At 73.5% G+C, this 21,179-nt stretch carries 22 protein-coding genes and 1 riboswitch; of the genes, 6 read left to right on the top strand and 16 right to left on the bottom strand.

Features of this window, described 5'->3' with window-relative positions; all coding sequences use genetic code 11:
• Positions 1 to 18 precede the first annotated feature (18 nt).
• Positions 19 to 1,182 carry an FAD-dependent oxidoreductase gene (locus ABGB14_RS06890; protein WP_347642685.1) on the bottom strand — a complete coding sequence of 388 codons (1,164 nt, stop codon included), beginning with the start codon at positions 1,180 to 1,182 and terminating at the stop codon, positions 19 to 21.
• Between the two features lie 59 nt (positions 1,183 to 1,241).
• Positions 1,242 to 1,358, top strand: a riboswitch (TPP riboswitch).
• On the opposite strand from ABGB14_RS06890, the gene thiO reads away from it, so the two are divergent.
• From thiO to pknB, 4 genes are all read left to right on the top strand, one after another.
• Positions 1,348 to 2,484 carry a glycine oxidase ThiO gene (gene thiO / locus ABGB14_RS06885; protein ID WP_347642684.1) on the top strand — a complete coding sequence of 379 codons (1,137 nt, stop codon included), beginning with the start codon at positions 1,348 to 1,350 and terminating at the stop codon, positions 2,482 to 2,484. It overlaps the preceding riboswitch by 11 nt.
• A complete protein-coding gene (gene thiS, locus ABGB14_RS06880) occupies positions 2,481 to 2,681 on the top strand; it encodes a sulfur carrier protein ThiS (protein WP_132510617.1) in 201 nt (66 codons plus the stop codon). Before thiO ends, thiS begins: the two co-directional genes overlap by 4 nt.
• Entirely contained in the window at positions 2,674 to 3,429 is a 756-nt protein-coding gene (locus ABGB14_RS06875) for a thiazole synthase (protein WP_347642683.1), read from the top strand. Before thiS ends, ABGB14_RS06875 begins: the two co-directional genes overlap by 8 nt.
• Before the next feature lie 381 nt (positions 3,430 to 3,810).
• Entirely contained in the window at positions 3,811 to 5,730 is a 1,920-nt protein-coding gene (pknB, locus tag ABGB14_RS06870; RefSeq protein ID WP_347642682.1) for a Stk1 family PASTA domain-containing Ser/Thr kinase, read from the top strand.
• A gap of 57 nt (positions 5,731 to 5,787) precedes the next feature.
• Here pknB and alc read toward each other — a convergent pair whose 3' ends face one another.
• From alc to ABGB14_RS06850, 4 genes are all read right to left on the bottom strand, one after another.
• Positions 5,788 to 6,747, bottom strand: coding sequence for an allantoicase (gene alc / locus ABGB14_RS06865; protein WP_347642681.1), 960 nt, complete (start codon positions 6,745 to 6,747; stop codon positions 5,788 to 5,790).
• Positions 6,748 to 8,058 (bottom strand): allantoinase AllB, encoded by a 1,311-nt coding sequence (allB, locus tag ABGB14_RS06860; protein WP_347642680.1) that lies wholly within the window; start codon positions 8,056 to 8,058, stop codon positions 6,748 to 6,750.
• On the bottom strand, positions 8,055 to 9,299 hold the full coding sequence (locus ABGB14_RS06855) for a glycerate kinase (protein WP_347642679.1): 1,245 nt from the start codon (positions 9,297 to 9,299) through the stop codon (positions 8,055 to 8,057). The genes allB and ABGB14_RS06855 overlap by 4 nt, the downstream gene beginning before the upstream one ends.
• A 132-nt stretch (positions 9,300 to 9,431) precedes the next feature.
• Positions 9,432 to 9,701: an EF-hand domain-containing protein gene (locus ABGB14_RS06850; RefSeq protein ID WP_347642678.1), complete on the bottom strand. Its 270-nt coding sequence runs from the start codon at positions 9,699 to 9,701 to the stop codon at positions 9,432 to 9,434.
• A gap of 20 nt (positions 9,702 to 9,721) precedes the next feature.
• On the opposite strand from ABGB14_RS06850, the gene ABGB14_RS06845 reads away from it, so the two are divergent.
• Positions 9,722 to 10,243 (top strand): GNAT family N-acetyltransferase, encoded by a 522-nt coding sequence (locus tag ABGB14_RS06845; RefSeq protein WP_347642677.1) that lies wholly within the window; start codon positions 9,722 to 9,724, stop codon positions 10,241 to 10,243.
• Here ABGB14_RS06845 and ABGB14_RS06840 read toward each other — a convergent pair.
• The 7 genes from ABGB14_RS06840 to ABGB14_RS06810 form a co-directional block, all read right to left on the bottom strand.
• A complete protein-coding gene (locus tag ABGB14_RS06840) occupies positions 10,233 to 11,657 on the bottom strand; it encodes an 8-oxoguanine deaminase (protein WP_347642676.1) in 1,425 nt (474 codons plus the stop codon). The genes ABGB14_RS06845 and ABGB14_RS06840 overlap by 11 nt on opposite strands.
• Positions 11,654 to 12,124 (bottom strand): (2Fe-2S)-binding protein, encoded by a 471-nt coding sequence (locus ABGB14_RS06835; RefSeq protein WP_347642675.1) that lies wholly within the window; start codon positions 12,122 to 12,124, stop codon positions 11,654 to 11,656. The genes ABGB14_RS06840 and ABGB14_RS06835 overlap by 4 nt, the downstream gene beginning before the upstream one ends.
• The gene (locus ABGB14_RS06830) at positions 12,124 to 12,984 is read right to left on the bottom strand and encodes an FAD binding domain-containing protein (protein WP_347642674.1); all 861 of its coding nucleotides are present in this window, start codon (positions 12,982 to 12,984) and stop codon (positions 12,124 to 12,126) included. Before ABGB14_RS06830 ends, ABGB14_RS06835 begins: the two co-directional genes overlap by 1 nt.
• A gap of 6 nt (positions 12,985 to 12,990) precedes the next feature.
• Positions 12,991 to 13,851: a factor-independent urate hydroxylase gene (gene pucL, locus ABGB14_RS06825; protein WP_347642673.1), complete on the bottom strand. Its 861-nt coding sequence runs from the start codon at positions 13,849 to 13,851 to the stop codon at positions 12,991 to 12,993.
• The gene (gene uraH / locus ABGB14_RS06820) at positions 13,852 to 14,151 is read right to left on the bottom strand and encodes a hydroxyisourate hydrolase (protein WP_347642672.1); all 300 of its coding nucleotides are present in this window, start codon (positions 14,149 to 14,151) and stop codon (positions 13,852 to 13,854) included.
• A complete protein-coding gene (gene uraD, locus ABGB14_RS06815; RefSeq protein WP_347642671.1) occupies positions 14,148 to 14,657 on the bottom strand; it encodes a 2-oxo-4-hydroxy-4-carboxy-5-ureidoimidazoline decarboxylase in 510 nt (169 codons plus the stop codon). The genes uraH and uraD overlap by 4 nt, the downstream gene beginning before the upstream one ends.
• A gap of 108 nt (positions 14,658 to 14,765) precedes the next feature.
• Complete coding sequence (locus ABGB14_RS06810; RefSeq protein WP_347642670.1) at positions 14,766 to 15,707, bottom strand: NADP-dependent oxidoreductase; 942 nt, start codon at positions 15,705 to 15,707, stop codon at positions 14,766 to 14,768.
• Positions 15,708 to 16,005: 298 nt separating this feature from the next.
• Between ABGB14_RS06810 and ABGB14_RS06805 the strand changes: the two genes are divergently transcribed.
• Positions 16,006 to 16,845, top strand: a complete 840-nt coding sequence (locus ABGB14_RS06805; protein WP_347642669.1) for a deoxyribonuclease IV — start codon at positions 16,006 to 16,008, stop codon at positions 16,843 to 16,845.
• A 416-nt stretch (positions 16,846 to 17,261) separates the two neighbouring features.
• Here ABGB14_RS06805 and ABGB14_RS06800 read toward each other — a convergent pair whose 3' ends face one another.
• The 4 genes from ABGB14_RS06800 to ABGB14_RS06785 all read right to left on the bottom strand — a co-directional run bounded on the left by ABGB14_RS06800 (position 17,262) and on the right by ABGB14_RS06785 (position 21,119).
• A complete protein-coding gene (locus ABGB14_RS06800) occupies positions 17,262 to 18,755 on the bottom strand; it encodes a cation acetate symporter (protein WP_347642668.1) in 1,494 nt (497 codons plus the stop codon).
• Positions 18,752 to 19,051 carry a hypothetical protein gene (locus ABGB14_RS06795; protein WP_347642667.1) on the bottom strand — a complete coding sequence of 100 codons (300 nt, stop codon included), beginning with the start codon at positions 19,049 to 19,051 and terminating at the stop codon, positions 18,752 to 18,754. Before ABGB14_RS06795 ends, ABGB14_RS06800 begins: the two co-directional genes overlap by 4 nt.
• Positions 19,052 to 19,073: 22 nt before the next feature.
• Positions 19,074 to 19,814 (bottom strand): LytTR family DNA-binding domain-containing protein, encoded by a 741-nt coding sequence (locus ABGB14_RS06790; protein ID WP_347642666.1) that lies wholly within the window; start codon positions 19,812 to 19,814, stop codon positions 19,074 to 19,076.
• Between the two features lie 69 nt (positions 19,815 to 19,883).
• On the bottom strand, positions 19,884 to 21,119 hold the full coding sequence (locus tag ABGB14_RS06785; RefSeq protein ID WP_347642665.1) for a histidine kinase: 1,236 nt from the start codon (positions 21,117 to 21,119) through the stop codon (positions 19,884 to 19,886).
• Positions 21,120 to 21,179 lie beyond the last annotated feature (60 nt).

Here is a 21,179-nt window from a genome sequence, read left to right as displayed (position 1 = left end):
ACCACATGGCGCGCTTGCTCAAACAACACAATCTCGTAGGGACACTTCGGGATCTACCAGGCGTTTGGCATCGAGGCGTTGGCCCGAGGCGATGACTCTGCGGCCCTGTACGAGGTCTCGCGGCCGGTCGACGGCGAGCACGGCGGCGAGGGCGTCGTCGGCGGTGAGCCAGACGGCCGACCATTTACCCTCCGTGTCACCGCGGTAGAGGAGGCGTTCGCCGGCGGGGTGGTGGCCGGCGTACTGCACCATGTGCCCGAACTGCTCCGACCAGAAGTAGGGCACGGGATCGTAGACGGCCTCCTCGCCGAGCAGCGTCGCGGCGGCGACCTCGGGCGCGTTGAGCGCGGAGTCCCAGTGTTCGACGCGGAGCCGGGTCTGCCAGCGGCGCGACCACCAGGCGGCGCAGTCGCCGACGGCGACGACGCCGGGCAACGAAGCGCGCAGATGCTCGTCGGTGACGACGCCGTTGTGCAGGTCGATGTCGGCGTCGGCGAGCCACTCGACGGCGGGACGCACGCCGATGCCGGTGACGACCACGTGGGCGTCGACGAACGCACCGCCCACCAACCGCACGCCGCCCTCGTCCACGGAGTCGACCATGGCGCCGAGCCGCAGGTCGATGCCGGAATACCAGGGCTCGGTGCGCGCGCCGATCTCGGCGCCGACGGCGGTGGCGAGCGGCGCGGGGCCGGCCTCGATCACCGTCACCGCGCACCCGGCCCGGCGTGCGGCGGTGGCGACCTCGGCGCCGATCCAGCCGGCGCCGATGATCGCGACGCGGGCGCCGGGGACGAGCATGGCCCTGAGCTCGTGGGCGTCGTCGAGGGTGCGCAGCACGTGCTGGGGACCGTCGCCGGGAAGCCTGATCGGGTCGGCTCCGGTCGCGATGACCAGGCCGTCGTAGCCCAGCTCGCCCTCGGTCGTCTCCACGACCCCCGCGCGCAGCGACTTGGCGCTGACGCCGGGCCAGAACTCGACGCCGAGCGCGGCCAGGTCGGCGCCGACGTAGCTGTCGTCGGCCTCTCCCGACAGCACGGCCTTGGACAGGGGCGGGCGGTCGTAGGGGCGATGGCGTTCCCTGCCGACCATGGTGACGCGCCCGGTGAAGCCCTTCGAGCGCAGCGCCTCCACGGTGCGCAGACCGGCCAGTCCTGCTCCGACGACGACGACGTGGTTCACGCTGATGACCATAACGGGGGCGGTGTCCGGGCGTGACACCGAGGCCGTAGGCTGGTGAGGGAAAGACGCGCGGGAGTCCGGCCGTGACCGGGCTGAGAGGAAGGCTTGACCGGGCCTTCGACCGCAAGACACCTGATCCGGGTCATGCCGGCGAAGGGAGCGCATGTGGACGTGATCGTAGGCGGCGGGATCGTCGGGCTGTCGGCCGCCTGGCGGCTGGCCCGCTCCGGCCGGCCGGTCACCGTGGCCGACCCGGCTCCCGCCTCGGGCGCGTCGCACGCGGCCGCGGGGATGCTGGCTCCGGTCAGCGAGGTGACCTACACCGAGGCGCCGCTGCTGCGGCTGGGGATGGCGGCGCTGCGCCGCTGGCCGTCCTTCGCCGCCGAGCTGGCCGCGGACGCCGGGCTCTCCGGGCCGGCCGCACTCGACTTCCGTACGAACGGCACGCTGGACGTCGCGTTCGGCGCCGACGACCTGGCGGCGCTGGACGAGCTGGCCGCGTTCATGGAGAAGCTGGAGCTGCCGGTCGAGCGGCTGACGGGGCGCGAGTGCCGGCGCCTTGAGCCCATGCTGGCCCCCTCCGTGCGCGGCGGCCTGCTGGCTCCCGGCGACGCCTGGGTCGATCCGCGCCGCGTGACGGCGGCCCTGCTCGCCGCCCTCGACCGGCTGCGCGTCCCGCTGGTGCGGGCGCGCGTGAGCGAGCTCCTGCGTGACGGCGGCAGGGTCACAGGGGTTCGCCTCGCGCCACCGGACGTCCCGGCCCCCGCCGTGGCCGATGGCGGCGTGCCGCGGCAGTTGCGGGCCGAGCGGGTGATCCTGGCGGCCGGGGCGTGGAGCGCCGGGCTCGCCGGGGTGCCGGTGCGGCCGGTCAAGGGGCAGATCATGCGGTTGCGCTCCGCCCAGCCCCTGCTCGGCCGGTGCGTACGCGGCACCGTGCACGGCTCGTCCGTCTACCTGGTCCCCAGGGGCGACGGCGAGCTGGTCGTCGGCGCGACCCAGGAGGAGATGGGGTTCGACACCAGGGTGACGGCCGGCGGGCTCTACGAGCTGCTGCGTGACGCCAGGGAGCTGGTTCCGGGCGTCACCGAGCTGGAGGTGGCCGACGTGGTGGCCGGGCTGCGGCCGGGCACGCCGGACAACCTGCCCGTCATCGGCCCGAGCGGCACGCCCGGGCTCACGCTGGCCACCGGGCACCATCGGGGCGGCGTGCTGCTGGCCCCGTTGACGACGGCCATCCTGCTGGGCGAAGAAGGCGAGCTGGCGGCGCTGTGCTCGCCGGAAAGGTTTCAGGAGATTTCATGATTGTGATGATCAATGGGACCGCGCACGAGGTGATCGACGGCACGACCGTGGCGCAGGCCGTGAGCACGTTGACCGCGGCCACCACCGGAGTGGCCGTGGCCGTGAACGACGAGGTGGTCACGCGCAGCGCCTGGGAGACGACGGCGCTCAGCGACAGCGACCGCGTGGAGGTTCTGACGGCGGTGCAAGGTGGATGACCTGATCATCGCCGGGGAGAAGTTCTCGTCCCGGCTCGTCATGGGCACCGGCGGCGCCCCGTCGCTCGAGGTGCTCGACCAGGCGCTGGTCGCGTCCGGCACCGAGATGACCACGGTCGCCATGCGGCGGCTCGACCCGGAGGCCCGCGGTTCCGTCCTCGACGTGCTGCGCAGGCGGGACATCAAGGTGCTCCCCAACACCGCGGGCTGCTTCACCGCGGGCGAGGCCGTGCTGACGGCGCGGCTGGCCAGGGAGGCGCTCGGCACGCCCTGGGTCAAGCTGGAGGTCATCGCCGACGAGCGCACGCTGCTGCCCGACCCCATCGAGACGTTCGACGCGGCCGAGCGGCTGGTGGCCGACGGGTTCGTGGTGCTGCCGTACATCGGCGACGACCCGGCGCTGGCGCGGCGCCTGGAGCAGGCGGGCTGCGCGGCCGTCATGCCGCTGGGCGCGCCGATCGGCTCCGGGCTGGGCATCCGCAACCCGCACAACATCGAGCTGATCGTGGAGGCCGCGTCCGTGCCGGTCATCCTCGACGCGGGCATCGGCACGGCCAGCGACGCGGCCCTGGCGATGGAGCTGGGCTGCGACGCCGTCCTGCTGGCCACGGCGGTCACCCGGGCACAGCGGCCCGACCTCATGGCCACGGCCATGCGGGAGGCCGTGACGGCCGGGCGCCTGGCCCGCCAGGCGGGGCGCATCCCCCGCCGCCGCTACGCCGAAGCCTCCTCCCCGATGACCCCGTGACCCCTCTTCCCGGCGAGGGCTCGCGACCGCTCGCGCGGGCGACGTCGACGGTCGCCGGGGCGCCCCCCGCGCGGTATCACCGCGCGGGGAACGTACGGGCACGGCCCCGGTGACCGGCGCATCCGGCCGGCCCTCGTAGGGGGAGCGGCCGCCCGGACGACACGCCCGGACTGCCGCGGGTGAAGGGATGGTCCGCCTCCGGGTCTCCTGCCTCGGTCCGGAGCCCGGCGACGCGGGGCGCGCGGCCGACCGGTAAGGGCGTGACGCCGGTGAGGCTGTGTCCGCTTCCCCGGGACGAAGGGCGTACGAACGAGAACGTCTCCGCATCGGTTTCGGGCGGCCGGGCCCTGTCAGTGGCAAAACGCCCGTAAACTCAGCGGGGTGGACACGACGACTGCGGACCCCCTGGTCGGGCGGCTCCTCGATGGGCGCTATCGCATTGAGAGCCGGATCGCCCGGGGCGGTATGGCGACCGTCTACCTCGCGCTGGACATCCGGCTCGACCGGACGGTCGCGCTGAAGGTCATGCACCGCTCACTCGCCGAGGACCCGGCGTTCGTCCGGAGGTTCATCGGCGAGGCCAAGTCGGTGGCCAGTCTCTCCCACCCCAACATAGTGCACGTTTTCGACCAGGGCACCGACACCGACGTGGTCTACCTGTCGATGGAATACGTGCCAGGCCGCACGCTGCGCGACATCCTGCGCGACCGCGGCCGGCTGCCGGCCCGCGAGGCGCTCGAGATCATGATCCCGGTCCTGGCCGCGCTCGGCGCGGCCCACCAGGCGGGCCTGGTCCACCGCGACGTGAAGCCGGAGAACGTCCTCATGACCGACGACGGCCGGGTCAAGGTCGTCGACTTCGGCCTGGCCAGGGCCATCGAGGCGACCAACCAGACCCGCACCGGCGTGATGATCGGCACGATCGGCTACATGTCGCCCGAGCAGGTCACCACGGGCGGCGCCGACGTGCGCAGCGACGTCTACGCGGCCGGCATCATGCTGTTCGAGCTGGTGACCGGGCAGCAGCCGTATGACGGCGAGACGCCGATGTCGGTGGCCTACCGGCACGTCCATGACACCGTGCCGGCGCCGTCGTCGTTCGTCCACGACGTGCCGCCGCTGATCGACACGCTGGTGGCGCACGCGACGGCCCGCGAGCCGGGCGACCGTCCCGCGGACGCCACCGCGATGCTGGTGGCCGCCGTCGACGCGCACCGCATGTTGCCGCGGATGACCGGCCAGCCCGTGAGCGGCCCCGTGCCGCCGCGCGTCCACCAGCAGGGCGCCCACCAGCAGGGCGCCGGCTCCGCCGCGCGGTCGCGCCCGCAGGCCGCTCCCGCGCACACGCTGATCCAGCCGCGGGCGGAGGTGCCGCAACGGCGCGCGTTCCGGCCCAACTGGTTCCTGGTGACGCTGGCCGCCGTGATGGCGGTCGCGGTGGGGCTGACCGGCTGGTACTTCTCGCAGTCCGACCCCGTCATCGTCCCCGACCTGGTCGGGAAGGACATGGCGATCGCGGAGAAGAACGCCGCCGCGCTCGGCCTCGTGGTCCGCAAGGCCGACGGCAGGCACGACGAGAAGGTGGCCGCCGGCCTGGTCCTGCGCACCGACCCGGTGGCCAAGACCGAGCTCGACAACGGCGACACGATCACGCTGGTGCCCTCGCTCGGTCCCAAGCGCGTCATCGTGCCCAACGTGGCCGGGATGACCGGCAACGACGCCCGCGTGGCCCTCGCCGACGCGGGGCTGACCGTCGACTCGGTCAAACGCCTGGCCAACCAGGAGGTCGAGCGCGACAAGGTGATCCGCACCTCGCCGCAGGTCGGCGAGAAGGTGAAGGAAGGCACCAAGGTCGACATCTTCGTCAGCGCCGGGCTGGTCATGCCCGACGTGGGCGGCATGCCGAAGGACGAGGCCGCCGGCCATCTCAGCGGCCAGGGTTTCCAGGTGCAGGTCAACGAGGTCGACGACGACGCCGAGCCGTGCACGGTCATCGCCCAGGAGCCCAAGGCGAAGACGGAGGTCGACAAGGGCGCCCAGGTCATGATCACGGTGGCGCGGTGCCAGACGGACTTCTGGGACTGGTTCGGCGACCGCGACGGCGAGGGCCGCGACGACCGGCATCTCCGCGTGGTGCCAGGGGTGCTCGGCAAGGAGCTCAGGGACGCCAGGTCCGAGTTACAGGCCCTGGGCTTCCAGGTGCGGGTGCAGCGGCTGGTCAACGCCGGCGTGGTGAAATACCAGCGCCCGCTGCCCAACAGCGAACGCCCGTCGGGGAGCACGGTCTACCTCTGGCAGTGAGCGCCGGTCCCGCCGGCCCGGCCCGCACCCCTGCCCGCCTGCACGCGCCGGGCACGGTCAGGACAGGTGGCCGTGGAGGCGGATCCTGGCCAGACCGCCGTCCGGGTGGATGTCGACCCTGACGTGGGTGACCGGGCCGGGGTGGTGGAGCCGGAAGCGGTGCGGGGTGTCGGGCTGGAGCCTGGTCCTGGGCAGCAGCTCGACCTCGCGCTCCCCGTCGATCCCGGTGAGCGCGACCGCGCCGGGCGCGTTGAACAGCAGGTTCGTGGTGTCGATCTCGGCCAGCTTGACGACGCCGCGGCCGGCCAGCCGGATCACCAGCCAGTCGTTGCCCTCGTCCCGGCGGCGCGCGGTCTCCCAGCCCTCCGCCTGGTGGCGGGCCAGGCCGGGGGCGATGACGTTGTTGGGGGCGGAGTAGAAGTCGTCGGAGCAGGCGGTGACCAGGCCGCCGTTCGCCAGGGCGGCCAGGTCGAGGCCGAGGCCGTCGTAGGCGGACAGGTCGGGGCGGGCTTCGCCGTGCACGCGCAGGCGGGCGACGCCCCCGTCGGGGTGGATGTTCAGGCGGACGTGCGTGTAGCGGGTCTCGTCGGCGACCTGGAAGTGGTGTTCGGCGTCGCCCTTCAGCGCGGCCTTCGGCACGATCTCCGTCCATGGGGCGGCCAGCAGCTCGTCCGGGGACGGATGGCCGTGGACGGCGGCGGCCTCTACCGAGGCGTACGGCGGGTAGTTGCCCTTGAACCAGGCGGTGTCGATCACCACGGCGCGGATGACGCCCGGGACGCCCAGGCGGACGAGCGCCCAGTCGTGGCCGGGCTCGCGCCTGCGCCGGGTCTCCCACCCGTCGTAGACCTGCCCCTTGTTGCCGAAGGTCCCGGCCTGGAAGCCCGGACGGCCCGGCCTGATCAGGCTCTCCTTCTCGGCGAACGACTCGTCGCTCGCCGCGACCACGGAGCCGCCGAGGGCGCGCCCAGCCAGATCGGGCAGGTTCAGGCCGGGCTGCGCGTCGGAGTGTGACATCTAGTGCTCTCCCAGCAGAAGCCGTCCGCAGGGCTCGCCGTCCACCGGCCTGCCGCGCAGCCAGGTGGTCAGGACGGCTCCCCTGAGGGTGCGGCCGTGGTAGGGGGTGACGGGGTGCCTGTGGTGCAGGAGTGCGGCGTCGACCGGGCCGGCGGCGGCCGGGTCGAAGGCCACCAGGTCGGCATCATTGCCCGGCTTGATGCTCCCTTTTCCCGATATTTCAGCCATTGCGGCGGGGTTGGCGGACATCCAGCGGACCACATCCGCAAGCCCGAACCCCCTGCGCGACGCCTCCGTCCACACCGCGCGCAGCCCGAGCTGGAGCGAGGCGATGCCGCCCCAGGCGGCGGCGAAGTCGGGCGCCTTCAGCTCGGCGGGCGACGGCGAGTGGTCGGACACGACACAGCTCAGGACACCCCTCCTCAGGCCGTCCCACAGCAGGTCGCGGTTGGCCCCCGAGCGGATCGGCGGGCAGCACTTGTACGCGGTGCCCCCCTCGGGCACCTGCTCGGCGGCCAGCGTCAGGTAGTGCGGGCAGGTCTCCGCCGTGACGGCCGCTCCGCGGGCCCGGGCCTCCTCCAGGACGTCCAGGCAGGCGGCGCTGGAGACGTGCAGGATGTGCACCCTGGCCCCGGTCTCCCCGGCCAGCCGGACGACCTGCTCGACGGCGCTGCGCTCCGCCCTGTCCGGCCGCGAGTCCAGGAACTCGCGGTACGTCGGGCCGGACGGCTCGCCGAGCAACGCCGGATCCTCGGCGTGCACCACCATCACCCCGCCGAACCCGGCGATCTCCTCCAGAGCCTGCCGTGCCTCGGAGAGGCCGAGCGGCGGGAACTCCTCCACGCCCGACGGCGACATGAAGCACTTGAAGCCGTGCACCCCGCGCTCGCGCAGCGGCGCCAGGTCCTTGACGTTGCCCGGCACGGCCCCGCCCCAGAACCCGACGTCCACCCGGCACTGGCCGGCGGCGGCACGCAGCTTGGCCTCGAAGGCCCCGACGTTCACGGTGGGCGGGAGCGAGTTGAGCGGCATGTCCAGGATCGTGGTGACGCCGCCGGCGGCGGCCGCCCGGGTCGCCGAGGCGAACCCCTCCCAGTGGGCGCGTCCCGGCTCGTTGACGTGCACGTGCGTGTCGACCAGGCCGGGGAGCAGGGCCAGGTCGCGCAGGTCGATGTCCTCGGCGGCGTCGAGCGGTGCCGCGTGGTCGTACAGGGCGACGATCTTCTCCCCGCGCACGGCCACCGCGGCCGCCCGCTCGCCCTCGGGGGTGACGGTCCTGCGGGATCGCACGACGAGGTCGAACCCGGTCATCCGGCGCCTCCCTGGAGATGGTCGGCGGCGAGCCGGGCGGCGAGGCGTTCGAGCAGCGGGCCCGCCTCGGTCATGCAGCGGTCCTCGTCGGGCTCCAGGTCGGTCAGGGCGTAGGCGGCCTCGATGCCCGCCGCCTTCAGCTCGGCGTCGGAGAGGGTACGGCGGCCGCAGACGGCGACGACGGGAACGCCCGCCCTGGCCGCGGCCTGGGCCACGCCGACCGGCGCCTTGCCGCGCAGCGACTGCTCGTCCAGGGACCCCTCGCCCGTGATCACCAGCCGCGCGTTCTCCGCCAGCTCGCCGAACCCGAGCAGGCCGAGCAGGTAGTCGATGCCGGGCCGCAGCTCCGCGTGCAGGAACGCCAGCGCCGCGAACCCCACCCCGCCGGCCGCGCCCGCCCCCGGCGCTCCGGCCACTCCCATGGCCCGGGGGGTGTCGTCATGCTCGTGCTCATGGTCGCGCCCGCTTCGCTCCTCGTTGGCTCGTTCCTCGCTCTCTCGTCCCGAGCTCCTGCGCTCGACGGCGCCCACCAGCCCATGGGTGGCGGTCGCCACCGCCGCCAGCCGGGACAGGGAGCCCTCCAGGATCTCCACGTCGTCGGGGGTCGCGCCCTTCTGCGGCCCGTAGACGGCGGCGGCGCCGTGGGGGCCGAGGAGCGGGTTGTCCACGTCGCTCGCCACCACGAACTCCACGCCCGACACGTCGAGGAAACCGGACATGTCGATGCGGGCGAGCTCCTTGAGCGCGGCCCCGCCCCGGGGGAGCTCGTCGCCGCCGGCGTCGAGCAGGCGCGCGCCGAGGGCCTGCACCATGCCCGCTCCCCCGTCGGTGCACGCGCTGCCGCCCAGCCCCAGGACCACCCGCTTGGCGCCGCGGCGTACGGCGTCGGCGACCAGTTCGCCCGTGCCGTAGCTGGTGGCGGTCAGGGGCTCGCGCCCGCCGGGCAGCCGGCGCAGCCCGGACGCCTCCGCCAGCTCGACCACGGCCGTGCCGGCCGCCTGCCAGGCGTACGAGGCGGGGATCCGCTCGCCCGTGGGGCCGGTCACCTCGATCGTGACCCGCGTGAAGCCGCCGGCCACGGCGGCGTCGACGGTGCCGTCGCCCCCGTCGGCGACCGGCAGCTCCACCGTGGGGACGCCGAGCCCGGCCGACACCCGGGAGGCCACCTCCGCCGCCGTCAGCGACCCCTTGAACTTGTCCGGAGCGACCAGAACAGGCTGAACCACAACGAACTCCCGCATGATGGTGAACAATGTCCTGACGCGCCTTCCTGCCCGGTGCGAGCGGGCAGGAGGGCGTGACTCATCATCATCACATCCCGGGCCGTTCATCCCATACGCTGCCCGGGCGATCGGCGGGGGCGTGCCGGACCGCTAAGAGACCGCTCTGATGAACTCCTCCAGGCTGTAACGGCCGTCCTGGTCGAGGTCGGCCTCCTGGCTCATCGCCCCGAGGGCCTCGGGCGGCAGGTCGGGGAAGTGCCGCCTGAGCTCGGACTCGCTGATGTAGCCGTCGCCGTCGGTGTCGATCGACGCGAAGGTGCTCTTGAGCCGGGCCAGCCGCTCGTCTGATAGCTCCGCCGCCACGGGACCGCCTTCCGGATGCTCGTTCGTACGGGTGCTCGTTGTCCGGATGTCCCCCACACCCTAGTCATCATTGACCTATGACAACCGGATGGAACCCCGTTTACCGGCGAGCGGAGAAGGGCCGGGAGGATCAGGTCCTGGCGGTGCTGGACGAGTGCGCCGCCTGGCTCGCCGCGCTGGGGGTGCGGCAGTGGCCGGACAGGTTCGAGCGGGCGTGGATCGAGCCGGCCGTCGCGCGGGGCGAGACCTGGCTGGTCCACGTCGGGGACGAGGTGGCCGCCACCGTCACGCTGGACTGGTCCGACAACCTGTGGGACGACGACGGGACGGCCGGATACGTGCACCGCATGGCCGTACGCCGGTGGGCGGCCGGGCTGGGCGCGCACGTGCTGGGATGGGCGGCGGACACGACACGCGGGCAGGGGCGCGACCGGCTGCGGCTGGACTGCGTGGCCTCGAACCGGCGGCTGCGCGGCTATTACGAGTCCGCCGGATTCGCGCACCGCGGGGACGTCGCCGTCGGCGGCGCGCCGGGGCAGCGCGACCCGGACGGCCCGGTCACCCTCGTGAGCCGCTACGAGCTGCCGCTCACGCCGTGAAGCCTTCGTGGACGTGCCTCGCCGGGCGCACGCCGCGCTCCTCCGCCAGCCGCACCAGCCGCCGGCGGGCGGCGGCGCCCGCACGCCCTGCCGCGTCCTGGGAGACGGTCGTCAGCTCGCCGCCGGCCACCACGGTGCGCCCGCCGACCAGCACCAGGGCCGGCGGCGGCGCGGGCCCGAAGACCAGCGCGCACACCGGGTCGGCGACGGCGGCGGCGAAGGGCCCGACCGGCCACAGGACGACGTCGGCCAGCTTGCCCGGCTCGAGCGAGCCGAGCTCGTCCGCGCGGCCCAGGTTGCGGGCGCCGCCCAGGGTGGCCAGCTCCAGGGCCTGCCGGGCCGTGAGCGCCCCGGGACCGTATCGGGCCCGCTGGAACAGCAGCGCCTGCCGCATCTCCCCGGCCAGCGGGGTGAGCTCGGAGGAGGCGCTGCCGTCCACGCCGAGGCCCACGTTCATGCCGCGGCGCAACATCTCGGACACGCGGGCGATGCCCGCCCCGAGCCGGCCGTTGGAGGAGGGGCAGTGGGCGGAGCCGGTGCCGGTGGCGGCGAGCTTGCCGATGTCGGCGTCGCTCAGGTGCACGGTGTGCGCGAACCACACGTCGGGCCCGAGCCAGCCCAGCTTCTCCATGTAGTCGACGGGCCGCGTCCCGAACTGCTCCAGGCAGTGCTCGTCCTCGTCGAGGGTCTCGGCGATGTGGGTGTGCAGGCGAACGCCCTTGGACCTGGCCAGCGCCGCCGACTCCGTCATCAGCTCGGCACTGGCCGAGAACGGCGAGCACGGCCCCACCGCGACCCGCACCATCGAGGAGAACGACGGGTCGTGGTGGGCGTCGACGGCCTCGGCCGTGGCGGTCAGGACCTCGTCGAGCTCCTCGACCACGACGTCCGGCGGCAGCCCGCCCTTCGACTCTCCCATGTCCATGGAGCCGCGCGCCGGGTGGAACCTGAGGCCGATCTCGCGGGCGGCCTCGATGCCCGCCGCGAACAGGTCGCCTCTCCCCTTGGGGAAGAGGTAGTGGTGGTCGCTGGAGGTGGTGCAGCCCGACAGCGCCAGCCAGCCCAGGCCGGCGGCGGCGGCCCCCTTGACCACCTCGGCGTCCATGGCGGCCCACACAGGATAGAGGGCGACCAGCCACTCGAACAGCGTGGCGTCCTGCGCGAGCCCTTGCGAGGCCCACTGGTAGAGATGGTGGTGGGTGTTGACCAGGCCGGGCGTGGCCAGGCAGCCGGAGCCGTCGATCCGGGTCGTCCCCGGGGCGGCGGGCGCGGGCCCGGGACCCACCGCGGCGATGCGATCCCCCTCGATCCTGATGTATCCGGAGGGGATCTCGGGGCCGGTGACCGGCGCGACATGCACGTTCTCGATCACGATGACGGGTTCGGACGTCGAGCCGGTGCGCGGGTCGTTCACGTGGCCGCCTTCCGCCGCGCGGCCAGCCGTACCGCCTCGAGGATCTTCTCGTAGCCCGTGCACCGGCAGAGGTTGCCCGCCAGCGCCTCCCTGATCTCCGCGTCCGACGGCCGCTCGACGCGCGCGATCAGGTCGTGCGCCTGCACGATCAACCCCGGCGTGCAGAAGCCGCACTGCACCGCGCCGCACTCCGCGAACGCCTCCTGCACCGGGTCGAGCCGGTCCCCCTCGGCCAGCCCTTCGACGGTGCGCACCCGCCGCCCCTCGGCCTGACCGGCGGCGACCAGGCACGAGCAGACCGGCACGCCGTCGAGATAGACCGTGCACGAGCCGCACTCGCCCTGCTCGCAGGCGTTCTTGGAGCCGGGCAGGCCGAGCCGCTCGCGCAGCACGTACAGCAGGCTCTCTCCCTCCCACACGTTGTCGGCGCTCTCCTCGCGGCCGTTGACGGTGAAGGTGACGCGCATCAGGCGGCCCTCCTTCCCAGATGGTCGTTCCAGGCCCACGTGAGCGTGCGGCGGGCCATCACCCCGATGGCGTGCACGCGGTAGGCGGCGGTGCCGCGGACGTCGTCGATCGGCGCGGCCGCGGCCGCGCACAGCTCGCCGAACCTCCTGAGCAGCGCCGGGTCGAGCGGCGCCTGCCAGTCGAGCTCCCGCGCCAGCAGTTCCTCGGCCTCGTACGCCCGCCGCGGCGTGGGCGCCGCCGACCCGAGCCCCGTGCCGACCCGCCGCTCCTCGGGGCGCAGCGCGACCGCGAACGAGCACACCGCGATCACCATGGCGTTGCGGGTGCCGACCTTGGAGAAGTACTGGGGCCCCGTGGCGGGCCTGACGTGCACGGCCCTGATGAGCTCGTCCGGTTCGAGCGCGCTGCGCTTGACCCCGAGGTAGAACGCGGTGGCGGGGATCATCCTGACCCCCCGGTCCCGCGACTCCACCTCGACCACCGCGTCGGCGGCGAGCAGCGGCGGATGGCTGTCGCCCGCGGGTGAGGCCGCGCCGAGGTTGCCGCCGACGGATCCGCGGTTGCGGATCTGCGGCGAGCCGACCGTGCGCGAGGCCTGCGCGAGCCCCGGCAGCGGCCCGCCCAGCTCCTCGATGATCGTCGTGTACGGCACCCCCGCCCCGACCCGGCAGGCGCCGCCCTCCATGCCCCACGCGCGCAACTCGGCCACCTGGCCGAGGTCGAGCAGCGCGGCGGGCCTGCGCACGTCGAAGTTGAGCTCGACCATCACGTCGGTGCCGCCCTGGATGGGCACCGCGTCGGGCCGGTCCGCCTTGGCGGCCAGCGCCTCCTCCCACGTCGTGGGGCGCAAGAAATCCATCGATGTCTACTCCCAGGCGAATCCGGCGTCGGGCGCGTCCTCACGCAGCACACTGCCCTCGATCAGGCCGTACGGGCGGTCGGCGGCGAAGAAGACCTCGTTGTCGTTGTCCAGGCCGAAGGGCGACAGGTCGACGGCGAAGTGGTGCTTGTTCGGCAGGGCCAGCCTGACCTCGCAGATCTCCTCGCAGGCGGTCAGCGCCCGCTCGCCCATGGCGTACAGGGTCTGCTGGAGCGAGCGGCTGTGCGTGTCCGCGAACGCCTCGACCAGGCATCGCCGCACCCGCTCGTACGACGAGCCGTAGGAGGGGGTGTCACCGGCGTGCCGCCACCGTGCCTCGACGGCTGTGGCGAGGACCCGGTCGGTGGCGGGCGGCAGCGTGGTGTATTCGTCGGCGATGTAGCCGTGGAACTCCGACCCCGTCGAGTTGAGCAGCACCAGGTCCTTGAGCCCGGACACCACGGTGGCGCGGCCGTCGCGGTCGCGGTGGACGACGCAGGTGCGCACCTCGCCGCCCGCGCGCGCGAACGAGTGCGGGCCCTCGCGGCGCCAGGCGTACTCCTCGATCTCCACCCTGGCGTGGTGGATCGAGGGTTGCGACCCGGCGAAGTGGCCGGCCAGCAGGAGGGCGAACTCCTCGATCTGGCCGACGCCGTGTTTCCTCGCGAACGCGTACACGGTGTTCTTCTGCGTGTCGGTCGGCAGCACGGCGGCGTTGTCGCCGGTCAGGTGGACGGCCTCCATGTCGCCCGACAGGGACGTGCTGACGTTGACGTCCTTGACGTGGTGCACGGGGCCGTCCTTGACGACGTGGACGAGCCGCGTCTCCGCCTTGCCGTAGCGGTTGGGCCCGAGCTTGACGGCCATCTAACTCCCTCGGTAGGTGGAGTAGGCGTACGGGCTGAGCAGCAGGGGCACGTGGTGGTGCCGGCCGGGATCGGTCACGGTGAAGGTGACGACGACCTCGGGATAGAACGTCTCGGGCAGGTAGCCGCCGGTGTCGAAGACGACGCGGTGCACCCCGGTTCCCGGCTCCCAGCCCTTGATCCGGCCGTCGGCGTCGGTCCGCCCCTCGGCCAGGACGCTTCCGTCGTGCTCCAGCCGCACGCGGACGCCCTCGGCGGGGAGCCCGGTGACCGCGTTCAGCACGTGCGTGGAGAAGCTCATCTCCCCTCCTCGATGAGCTTGCGCAGCCGCACCCGCGTGATCGCGGCCAGCTCGGCGCGTACGACGTCGCGCTCGGTCTCCTCGTCGTTGCGCAGCCGGGACGTGAGCTTGGCCAGCAACTCCGCGCCGTCGAGGCCGGTGGCGCAGACGAGGTAGACGTGCCCGAAACGCTCCTCGTAGGCCCGGTTGCCCTCCGCCAGGGCCGCGCGCGACGCGTCGCCGACCCCTGACTGCTCCTGCCGCGACCAGGCCGCCTCCGTGCCGGTGCCGGCCGCCCGCTCGCCGATCCTCGGGTGCGCGCCCAGCGCCTCCAGCACGCCGGACCACGCAAGTTCCCGAACGGCCGCGTCCGCGGCGGCGAGCAGCTCGCCGAGCCCGCGGTACGGTCGCAGGCCCGCGACCTTCACGGTGAAGGCGCGGCAGGCGCAGCAGGCGAGCAGGTCGCGCTCGGCCGCGTCGGGCGGCCGTGCGTTGAAGGCGTCGAGCGCGGTGAGCGTGTCGGGCATGTCTGAAGTACACACATGCGCTACGTGCCCGGTCCATCCGCGAGAACTCCGAACCGGCCGCCCCAATGGCCGGGACTTTTGTGTCATGCTCCAAGTCCCGGGCCAGGGTCAGATCGTGATCACGGTCTTGCCCCTGGCGTGGCCTGCGGCGATGTCGCGCAGCACGGCCGGCGCCCGCTCCAGCGGCACCAGCGACTCGACCCGCACGCGCAGCTCGCCGCCGTCGATCAGCTCGGCCAGGCTCGTCAGGACCTCCGGGGTGACCCGGTTGATCACGTTGACGCCGCGCAGCCCTCTCGCGGCCAGGGCGTCAGGGTCGAGCGCGTGGATGACGCTGCAGATCACGCCGCCCGGGCGCAGCACGCCCGCCATGGCGTCGACGGCGCCGGCCGGGGTGGCCAGGTCGAACACCGCGTCGATCCCGTCGGGCCAGGCGGCGAGCACCTGTCCTGGCACGTCTCCCTTGGTGTGGTCGACCGTCTCGTTGGCGCCCAGGTCGCTCATGAGGTCCTCCGCGTCCGGCGCGGCGGTGGCGATGACGTACGCGCGGCGCAGGGCGGCGAGCTGGGTGGCCGCCTGGCCCACACCGCCCGTCGCCCCGACGATCAGCACGGTCCGGCCCTCGGCCAGTTCAGCCGTCTCGACCAGGGCGTACGCGGTCGCGCTCGCGGTGGGCACGGCCGCGGCCTGCTCGGGCAGCAGGCCCTTGGGCATGCGGGCGACGGGCCCGTCCTGGGCCACCACGCCGTACTCGGCGTAGCCGCCGAGGCCGCGGGCGGGGTCGCTGAAGCGGCCGTAGACCTCGTCACCGGGCCCGTACGCGGTGACCTCGGCCCCGACGGCCTCCACGACGCCGGCGGCGTCCTGCCCCATGATGAGCGGGAACCTGGGCGACAATCCGGTCATGGCGCCGCTCGCGATCTTCGTGTCGACCGGGTTGTAGGCCGCGGCCCGCAGGCGGACCAGCAGCTCGCCGGGTCCTGGCACGGGCTCTGGCAGCTCGACGAGCTCCGGCCGGGCTCCGAAGGCGGAAATGGCGATGGCACGCATGGGCTCTCCCCGTCTGGCCTGCGTTGGCGAACGAAAGAGGCGTTACCCGCCCGCGTGCCCGCCAAAGGGGACAGGCCGGCCTCTTGGAGCAACCTTTGTGCGGGCCACCTCACCCGGCTGCCTCACCCGACCGCCTCACCGGGTCACCCCACCGGGTCACCCCACCGCGTCACCTCACCGCGTCACCTCACCGGGTCACCTCACCGGGTCATACGGGGCCGTCTCACGGGCCTGCTGACCAGACCGGCGCGGTGGCGTACGGGAAGTGTCCGCCACTGCGCCTACACTGTCGGTCATCATGACCCTGAAATCCCTGATCGGCGGACACGTGTCCGTGACGGGCGGCCTCGCGACGGGCGGCCTGAAATACATGGCGGAGATCGGCGCCGAGATGATCCAGGTGTTCGTCACCAACCCGCGAGGGTGGGCGCTCACCGAGGGCAAGCCCGAGCAGGACGCCCGGCTGGCGGAGTCGGGCGTCGACGCGTTCATCCACGTGCCCTATCTCGCCAACTTCGGCTCGCCCAGTCCCGAGACGCTGGCCAACTCCATCGCGATCGTGCGCCACACGCTGCGCCGCGGCGTGGCGACCGGCGCCAAGGGGGTCGTGGTGCACACGGGTTCGGCCGTGACGCAGCCCCGCGACGACGCGCTGCGCCAGACCCGCGAAAACCTGCTGCCGCTGCTCGACGAGATCCCCGACGGCGGGCCCGGCCTGCTGCTCGAGCCGATGGCGGGCCAGGGCGCCATGCTGTGCGCCACGGTCCAGGACATCGAGCCCTACCTCGCGGCCCTCGACTGGCATCCGCGGGCCGGCATCTGCCTCGACACCTGCCACGCCTTCGCCGCCGGTCACGACCTGGCGGCCGAGGGCGGGGTGCGGGAGACGTTCGACGCCCTGCACACGATCGCTCCCGGGCGGCTCAAGCTGATCCACGCCAACGACTCGAAGGACGCGTGCGGCGCCAAGAAGGACCGCCACGAGAACATCGGGGCCGGCCTCATCGGCGCGCGGCCGTTCGCCGAGCTGATGCGGCACCCGGCGGTGGCGGGCGTGCCGATCTGCATCGAGACGCCGGGCAAGGCGCCCAAGCACGCCGAGGACATCGCCCTGCTCAAGCGGCTCCGCGACGGCTGAGCGCGTACGCGGTCGACGCGGGCATGGAGCGCCCGCCGTGCGCGGTCGCGCGACCACCGGTGGCAGCCGGACACAACCGTAACGGGGCCACCGAACATGATGAGGGACGCCCGCTCGCGTGATCCGGAGCCCCCGTGGCCCGGATCGCGGGGCCGGTTCTCGCGGCCTCAGCGGGCGCCCCCTCACGGAACGGCGTGGCGGGCCCTACCCCCCGGTCAGGGCCCGGCCGCCGCGGCGACCTGCGCGGTCGCCGGTGAATCCGGCGCATCAGATCTGCTGTGAGCCTTGCGGCTCGTCCCCCCAACGCGCCGGGGTGGCTATCCGATGCCGAAACACTACGGTCGCGATCATGCGGGCGAAACCCCGTTTACGGACAGCTCGTCGAACGGTCTGTAGTCATCGCCATACGGAGAGTGCTAATGCGACGAGCGGTCACCGGGCTGCGATGAGCGGCAGTCTGGGGGGCCCGCACCCGGCTCGGGCACGTGCATCCTGGCCATCATCCACCCCACCCCGCTCGGCACCCGGCCCGGCGTGACCAGGGACATCATGACCATGGCCGCGAACGCCACCGGCACCGCGACCAGCGCGGGATAGGACGCCGGCTCCCCCACGCGCACGCCTGCCTGCTCGCTGAGCACGAGCGCGGCGGTCACGCCCCCTCCCAGGGCGAACCCCGCCGCCACCCCCGCGTCCGTCAGCCGCCGCCACCAGATGCCGAGCACCAGCATCGGGCAGAACGTGGCTGCGGAGAGGGTGAAGCCGACCACCACCAGCGCCACCGATTCCCGCGGGGTGCTGGCCGCGGTCAGGGCGAGCGCCGCCAGCAGCACCGCGGTCACGGCGGCGCGGAAGGAACGGGCGCCCGCCGGCGGCACGCATGACGACACCGCGCCCCCGACGGCCACCAGCACGCCCACCATGGTCGCGAGGAGCGCCGCGAACGCCCCGGCCGCCAGCACCCCGGTGAGCACCTCTCCGGCGGCCCCGGGCAACATCCTGGCGGGCAGCAGGAGCACGATCTCGTCCGCCGCCGCGTCGCGCGCGTGCCGGTGCCCCAGCGCCCCGTACAACGGCGGGACGACGCCGAACACCGCCAGCATCACCTGGGCCGCCACGATCGACCGCCTGGCCGCGCGGGCGTCCCTGTTGGTGTAGACGCGGACGATCACGTGCGGCAGCCCCATCGTGCCCAGCGCGCACGCCAGCAGCACCGCCAGCACCCCGGGCAGCGACGGGTCGCCGGCCCCCGCCAGCCCGGCCACCCCGGCCCGGTAGGAGCCCTCGAACAGGGTGATCGGCCGCGCGCCCGACATCCACCAGCAGATGACCCCCACGCCCAGGAAGACGACCAGCTTCAGCCAGAACTGCGAGGCCTGCAGGCTCGTCACGCTCCCCAGGCCGCCCGCGACCGCCACGCCCAGCGTCGCCGCCCCGACGGCCGCCCAGCCCAGCCACGGCGGCAGCCCGGTCAGCAGCCGCACCACGATCCCGGCGGCGTGCAACTGGGCGACCATGAACGCCAGCCCGATGACCAGGAGGAAGCAGGTGGTGAACGGGCGCAGCCGGGCCGAGCGGAGCCGCCATCCGGCGAAGTCGGGCAGCGTGTACGTCCCCGAGCGGCGCAGCGGCGCCACGACCAGCGCCAGGATGACGACGAACCCGGCGGCGGCCCCGACCGGATACCACAACATCGGCCCGCCGTGGGTGGCGATGAGCCCCGCGGTGCCGAGACAGGCCGCCGCCGAGGTGACCTCGGAGGAGATCGCGGCACCGTTCCACCAGGGCGGCACCTCCCTGGCCGCCACGTGGAAGTCGGCCAGGCCGCTGGAGCGGCGCGGCCGCGCGGCGCCCACCATCACGCCCAGTACGACGACGAAGGCGATCCCGGTGAGCACCGCGACGGTCATTTCTCCAGCCGCTCCGCCCGTCTCAGCTGCACCACGGCCAGCCCCACCCAGGCGGCCTGGGCGGCCAGCGAGAGCGCCACCCAGACCTCGGGGGCGGGCACCCACATGGCGATGACGGGAACGCCCGCCAGCACCGCGGCGACGGCGGCCACCGTCAGCATGGCCTGCCGTAACTGGCGCCCCACGATGGCCGGCACGTCGGGCGGGACCTGCCTGCCGTGCTCGTCGACGCGTCGCCGGCCGCGCCCGAGGGCGACCGGCCGTCGCGAGACGACGACACGGCGCTCCGCCGTCACCGGACCACTCCTCCGCCGACCGTCACGAGATCACGCCCCTGTGCTGGCGTACGAGCTGTTCGCGGACCTGGCGGCTGTGCCGCCTGCTGACCTGCAGCGTCTCGGTGCCGACGGTGAGCGACACCCGCCCGCCCTCGAACCTGAGCTCGCTGACGTGCTTGGCCGACACCAGAGTGCTGCGGTGGATGCGGATGAACCCGGCCTCCGACCAGCGCCGTTCCAGCGCGGCCAGCGACATGCGCACGAGATAGCTGCCGTCGACGGTGTGCAGGCGCACGTAGTCGCCCTTGGCCTCGGCGAACCAGACGGCCTGCTGGGGCACGAAGCGGGTGCGGCCGCCCAGCTCGACGGGGATCACGTCGTCCTGGCCCGGCTCGGCGGCGGGCGAGGTGGCGGCCTCCAGCCTGCGCACGGCCTCGGCCAGCCGCTCGGCCCTGACCGGCTTCAGCAGGTAGTCGACCGCCTCCAGCTCGAACGCCTGCACCGCGCACTCCTCGTGGGCCGTCACGAAGACCAGCCGGGGCGGGCTGGGGAAGCCGCCGACGAGCCGGGCGAGGTCGAGCCCGTCGAGCCCGGGCATCCGGATGTCGAGGAAGACGCCGTCGAGCCGCTCGCCCGCGCCGATCATCTGCACCATGTCCTGCAGCGCGGTGACGCCGTCGGCCGCGGTCGTGACCTGCTCGATCCGGGCGTCCTGGCGCAACAAGTAGGCGAGCTCCTCCAGAGCCGGCACTTCGTCGTCGACGGCCAGAACTCTCAGCATGTCCACCACGCTGCCGTAGAAAAGCAGAGGCCACAAGGGGTAAGCCAGCTTAGCGTAATGAATTGACTACTATGAGCCAAGTTGTGTCTTCGGTACGCGCAACCGCACCTTGGTGCCGGCGCCCAGCGCGGTCTCCACGACGAGCCCGTAGCCGTCGCCGTAGATCTGGCGCATCCTGAGGTCCACGTTCGCCAGCCCGATGCCGCCGCCCTCGCGGCCGGGTTCGTCGTCGAGCATGCGCCGCGCGCACTCGGGATCCATCCCCGCGCCGTCGTCCTCGACGGTGATGTGCGCCTCGGGGCCCGCGTCGCGCACCACGACCCGCACCTCCCCCGCGGCGCCGCCGTCGCCCCGCATGCCGTGCTTGATGGCGTTCTCCACCAGCGGCTGCAGGCACAGGAACGGCACGGGCACCGGCAGCACCTCCGGAGCCACCTGCACGGTGAAGCGCAGCTTGTCGCCGAAGCGGGCGCGCTCCAGCAGCAGGTAGCGGTCGACGCAGGTCAGCTCGTCGGCGAGGGTGGTGAAGTCGTTGGCCCTGCGCAGGGCGTAGCGGGCGAAGTCGGCGAAGTCGAGCAGGAGCTCGCGGGCGCGCCTGGGGTTCGTCCGGACGAACGAGGCGATCGTGGTGAGCGCGTTGTAGATGAAGTGCGGCGAGATCTGGGCGCGCAGCGCGCGCATCTCGGCCTCCAGCGCGCGCTGCCGCGAGGCGTCCAGGTCGGCCAGCTCCAGCTGGCCGGAGACCCAGCGGCCGACCTCGGTGACGGTGCGCACGAGCGCGGCGCTGACCTCGTCGTCGTGGGCAGCCAGCGTGCCCACGACCGCGCCGTCCACGGTCAGCGGCACCACCACCGCCGCGTACGGCTCGCCGGGGAACACCTGGGCCCGGCCGGCGGCCAGCGTGGCGCGGGCGTGGGCGAGCACGTCCCCTTCGCGCGGCCCTTCGCGCGGCCCTTCGCGCGGCCCTTCGCGCGGCCCTTCGCGCGGCCCTTCGCGCGGCCCTTCGCGCGGCCCTTCGCGTGGCCCGTCCGCCAGGCCGTCCCAGGCCAGCACCGCCTCGGCCGAGGTGATCGCGACGGCGTGGGTGCCGAGCAGCGTGCGCAGGTGCCGGACGGCCTTGCGGGCGGAGTCGCGGCCGAGCCCCGCGCGCAGGGCGGGGGCGGCGAGCGCGGCGATGTGCAACGTGGTGAACGTCGCCTCGTCCGACCTGCGGCCCTGCGGCAGCGCGTCACGGCACGGCCGCGTCCTGGCCAGCCCGTAACCGGCGGCGAAGGCCAGCAGGAACAGCGCCACGCCAGTCAGCATGCGGGCCACCGTAGCCAACAACGCGCCGTGTCCGGGGCGAAACCCGCAGTGAGACCGCTC

Origin of the sequence: Nonomuraea sp. B10E15 (assembly GCF_039871615.1) — a bacterium.
Lineage (GTDB): Bacteria > Actinomycetota > Actinomycetes > Streptosporangiales > Streptosporangiaceae > Nonomuraea.
Note: the sequence above shows the minus strand (reverse complement) of the source record. Positions and strands in the feature narration are given on the sequence as shown.

Bases quoted from the DNA above. Each gene is read 5' to 3' on its own strand.
- ABGB14_RS06805 (WP_347642669.1), top strand. From the start codon at position 16,006: ATGACCCTGAAATCCCTGATCGGCGGACACGTGTCCGTGACGGGCGGC.
- ABGB14_RS06785 (WP_347642665.1), bottom strand. From the start codon at position 21,119: ATGCTGACTGGCGTGGCGCTGTTCCTGCTGGCCTTCGCCGCCGGTTAC.
- ABGB14_RS06790 (WP_347642666.1), bottom strand. From the start codon at position 19,814: ATGCTGAGAGTTCTGGCCGTCGACGACGAAGTGCCGGCTCTGGAGGAG.
- uraD (WP_347642671.1), bottom strand. From the start codon at position 14,657: ATGCCCGACACGCTCACCGCGCTCGACGCCTTCAACGCACGGCCGCCC.
- pucL (WP_347642673.1), bottom strand. From the start codon at position 13,851: ATGGCCGTCAAGCTCGGGCCCAACCGCTACGGCAAGGCGGAGACGCGG.
- uraH (WP_347642672.1), bottom strand. From the start codon at position 14,151: ATGAGCTTCTCCACGCACGTGCTGAACGCGGTCACCGGGCTCCCCGCC.
- thiS (WP_132510617.1), top strand. From the start codon at position 2,481: ATGATTGTGATGATCAATGGGACCGCGCACGAGGTGATCGACGGCACG.
- ABGB14_RS06855 (WP_347642679.1), bottom strand. From the start codon at position 9,299: ATGCGGGAGTTCGTTGTGGTTCAGCCTGTTCTGGTCGCTCCGGACAAG.
- ABGB14_RS06835 (WP_347642675.1), bottom strand. From the start codon at position 12,124: ATGCGCGTCACCTTCACCGTCAACGGCCGCGAGGAGAGCGCCGACAAC.
- ABGB14_RS06845 (WP_347642677.1), top strand. From the start codon at position 9,722: ATGACAACCGGATGGAACCCCGTTTACCGGCGAGCGGAGAAGGGCCGG.
- allB (WP_347642680.1), bottom strand. From the start codon at position 8,058: ATGACCGGGTTCGACCTCGTCGTGCGATCCCGCAGGACCGTCACCCCC.
- ABGB14_RS06810 (WP_347642670.1), bottom strand. From the start codon at position 15,707: ATGCGTGCCATCGCCATTTCCGCCTTCGGAGCCCGGCCGGAGCTCGTC.
- alc (WP_347642681.1), bottom strand. From the start codon at position 6,747: ATGTCACACTCCGACGCGCAGCCCGGCCTGAACCTGCCCGATCTGGCT.
- ABGB14_RS06800 (WP_347642668.1), bottom strand. From the start codon at position 18,755: ATGACCGTCGCGGTGCTCACCGGGATCGCCTTCGTCGTCGTACTGGGC.
- ABGB14_RS06830 (WP_347642674.1), bottom strand. From the start codon at position 12,984: ATGGATTTCTTGCGCCCCACGACGTGGGAGGAGGCGCTGGCCGCCAAG.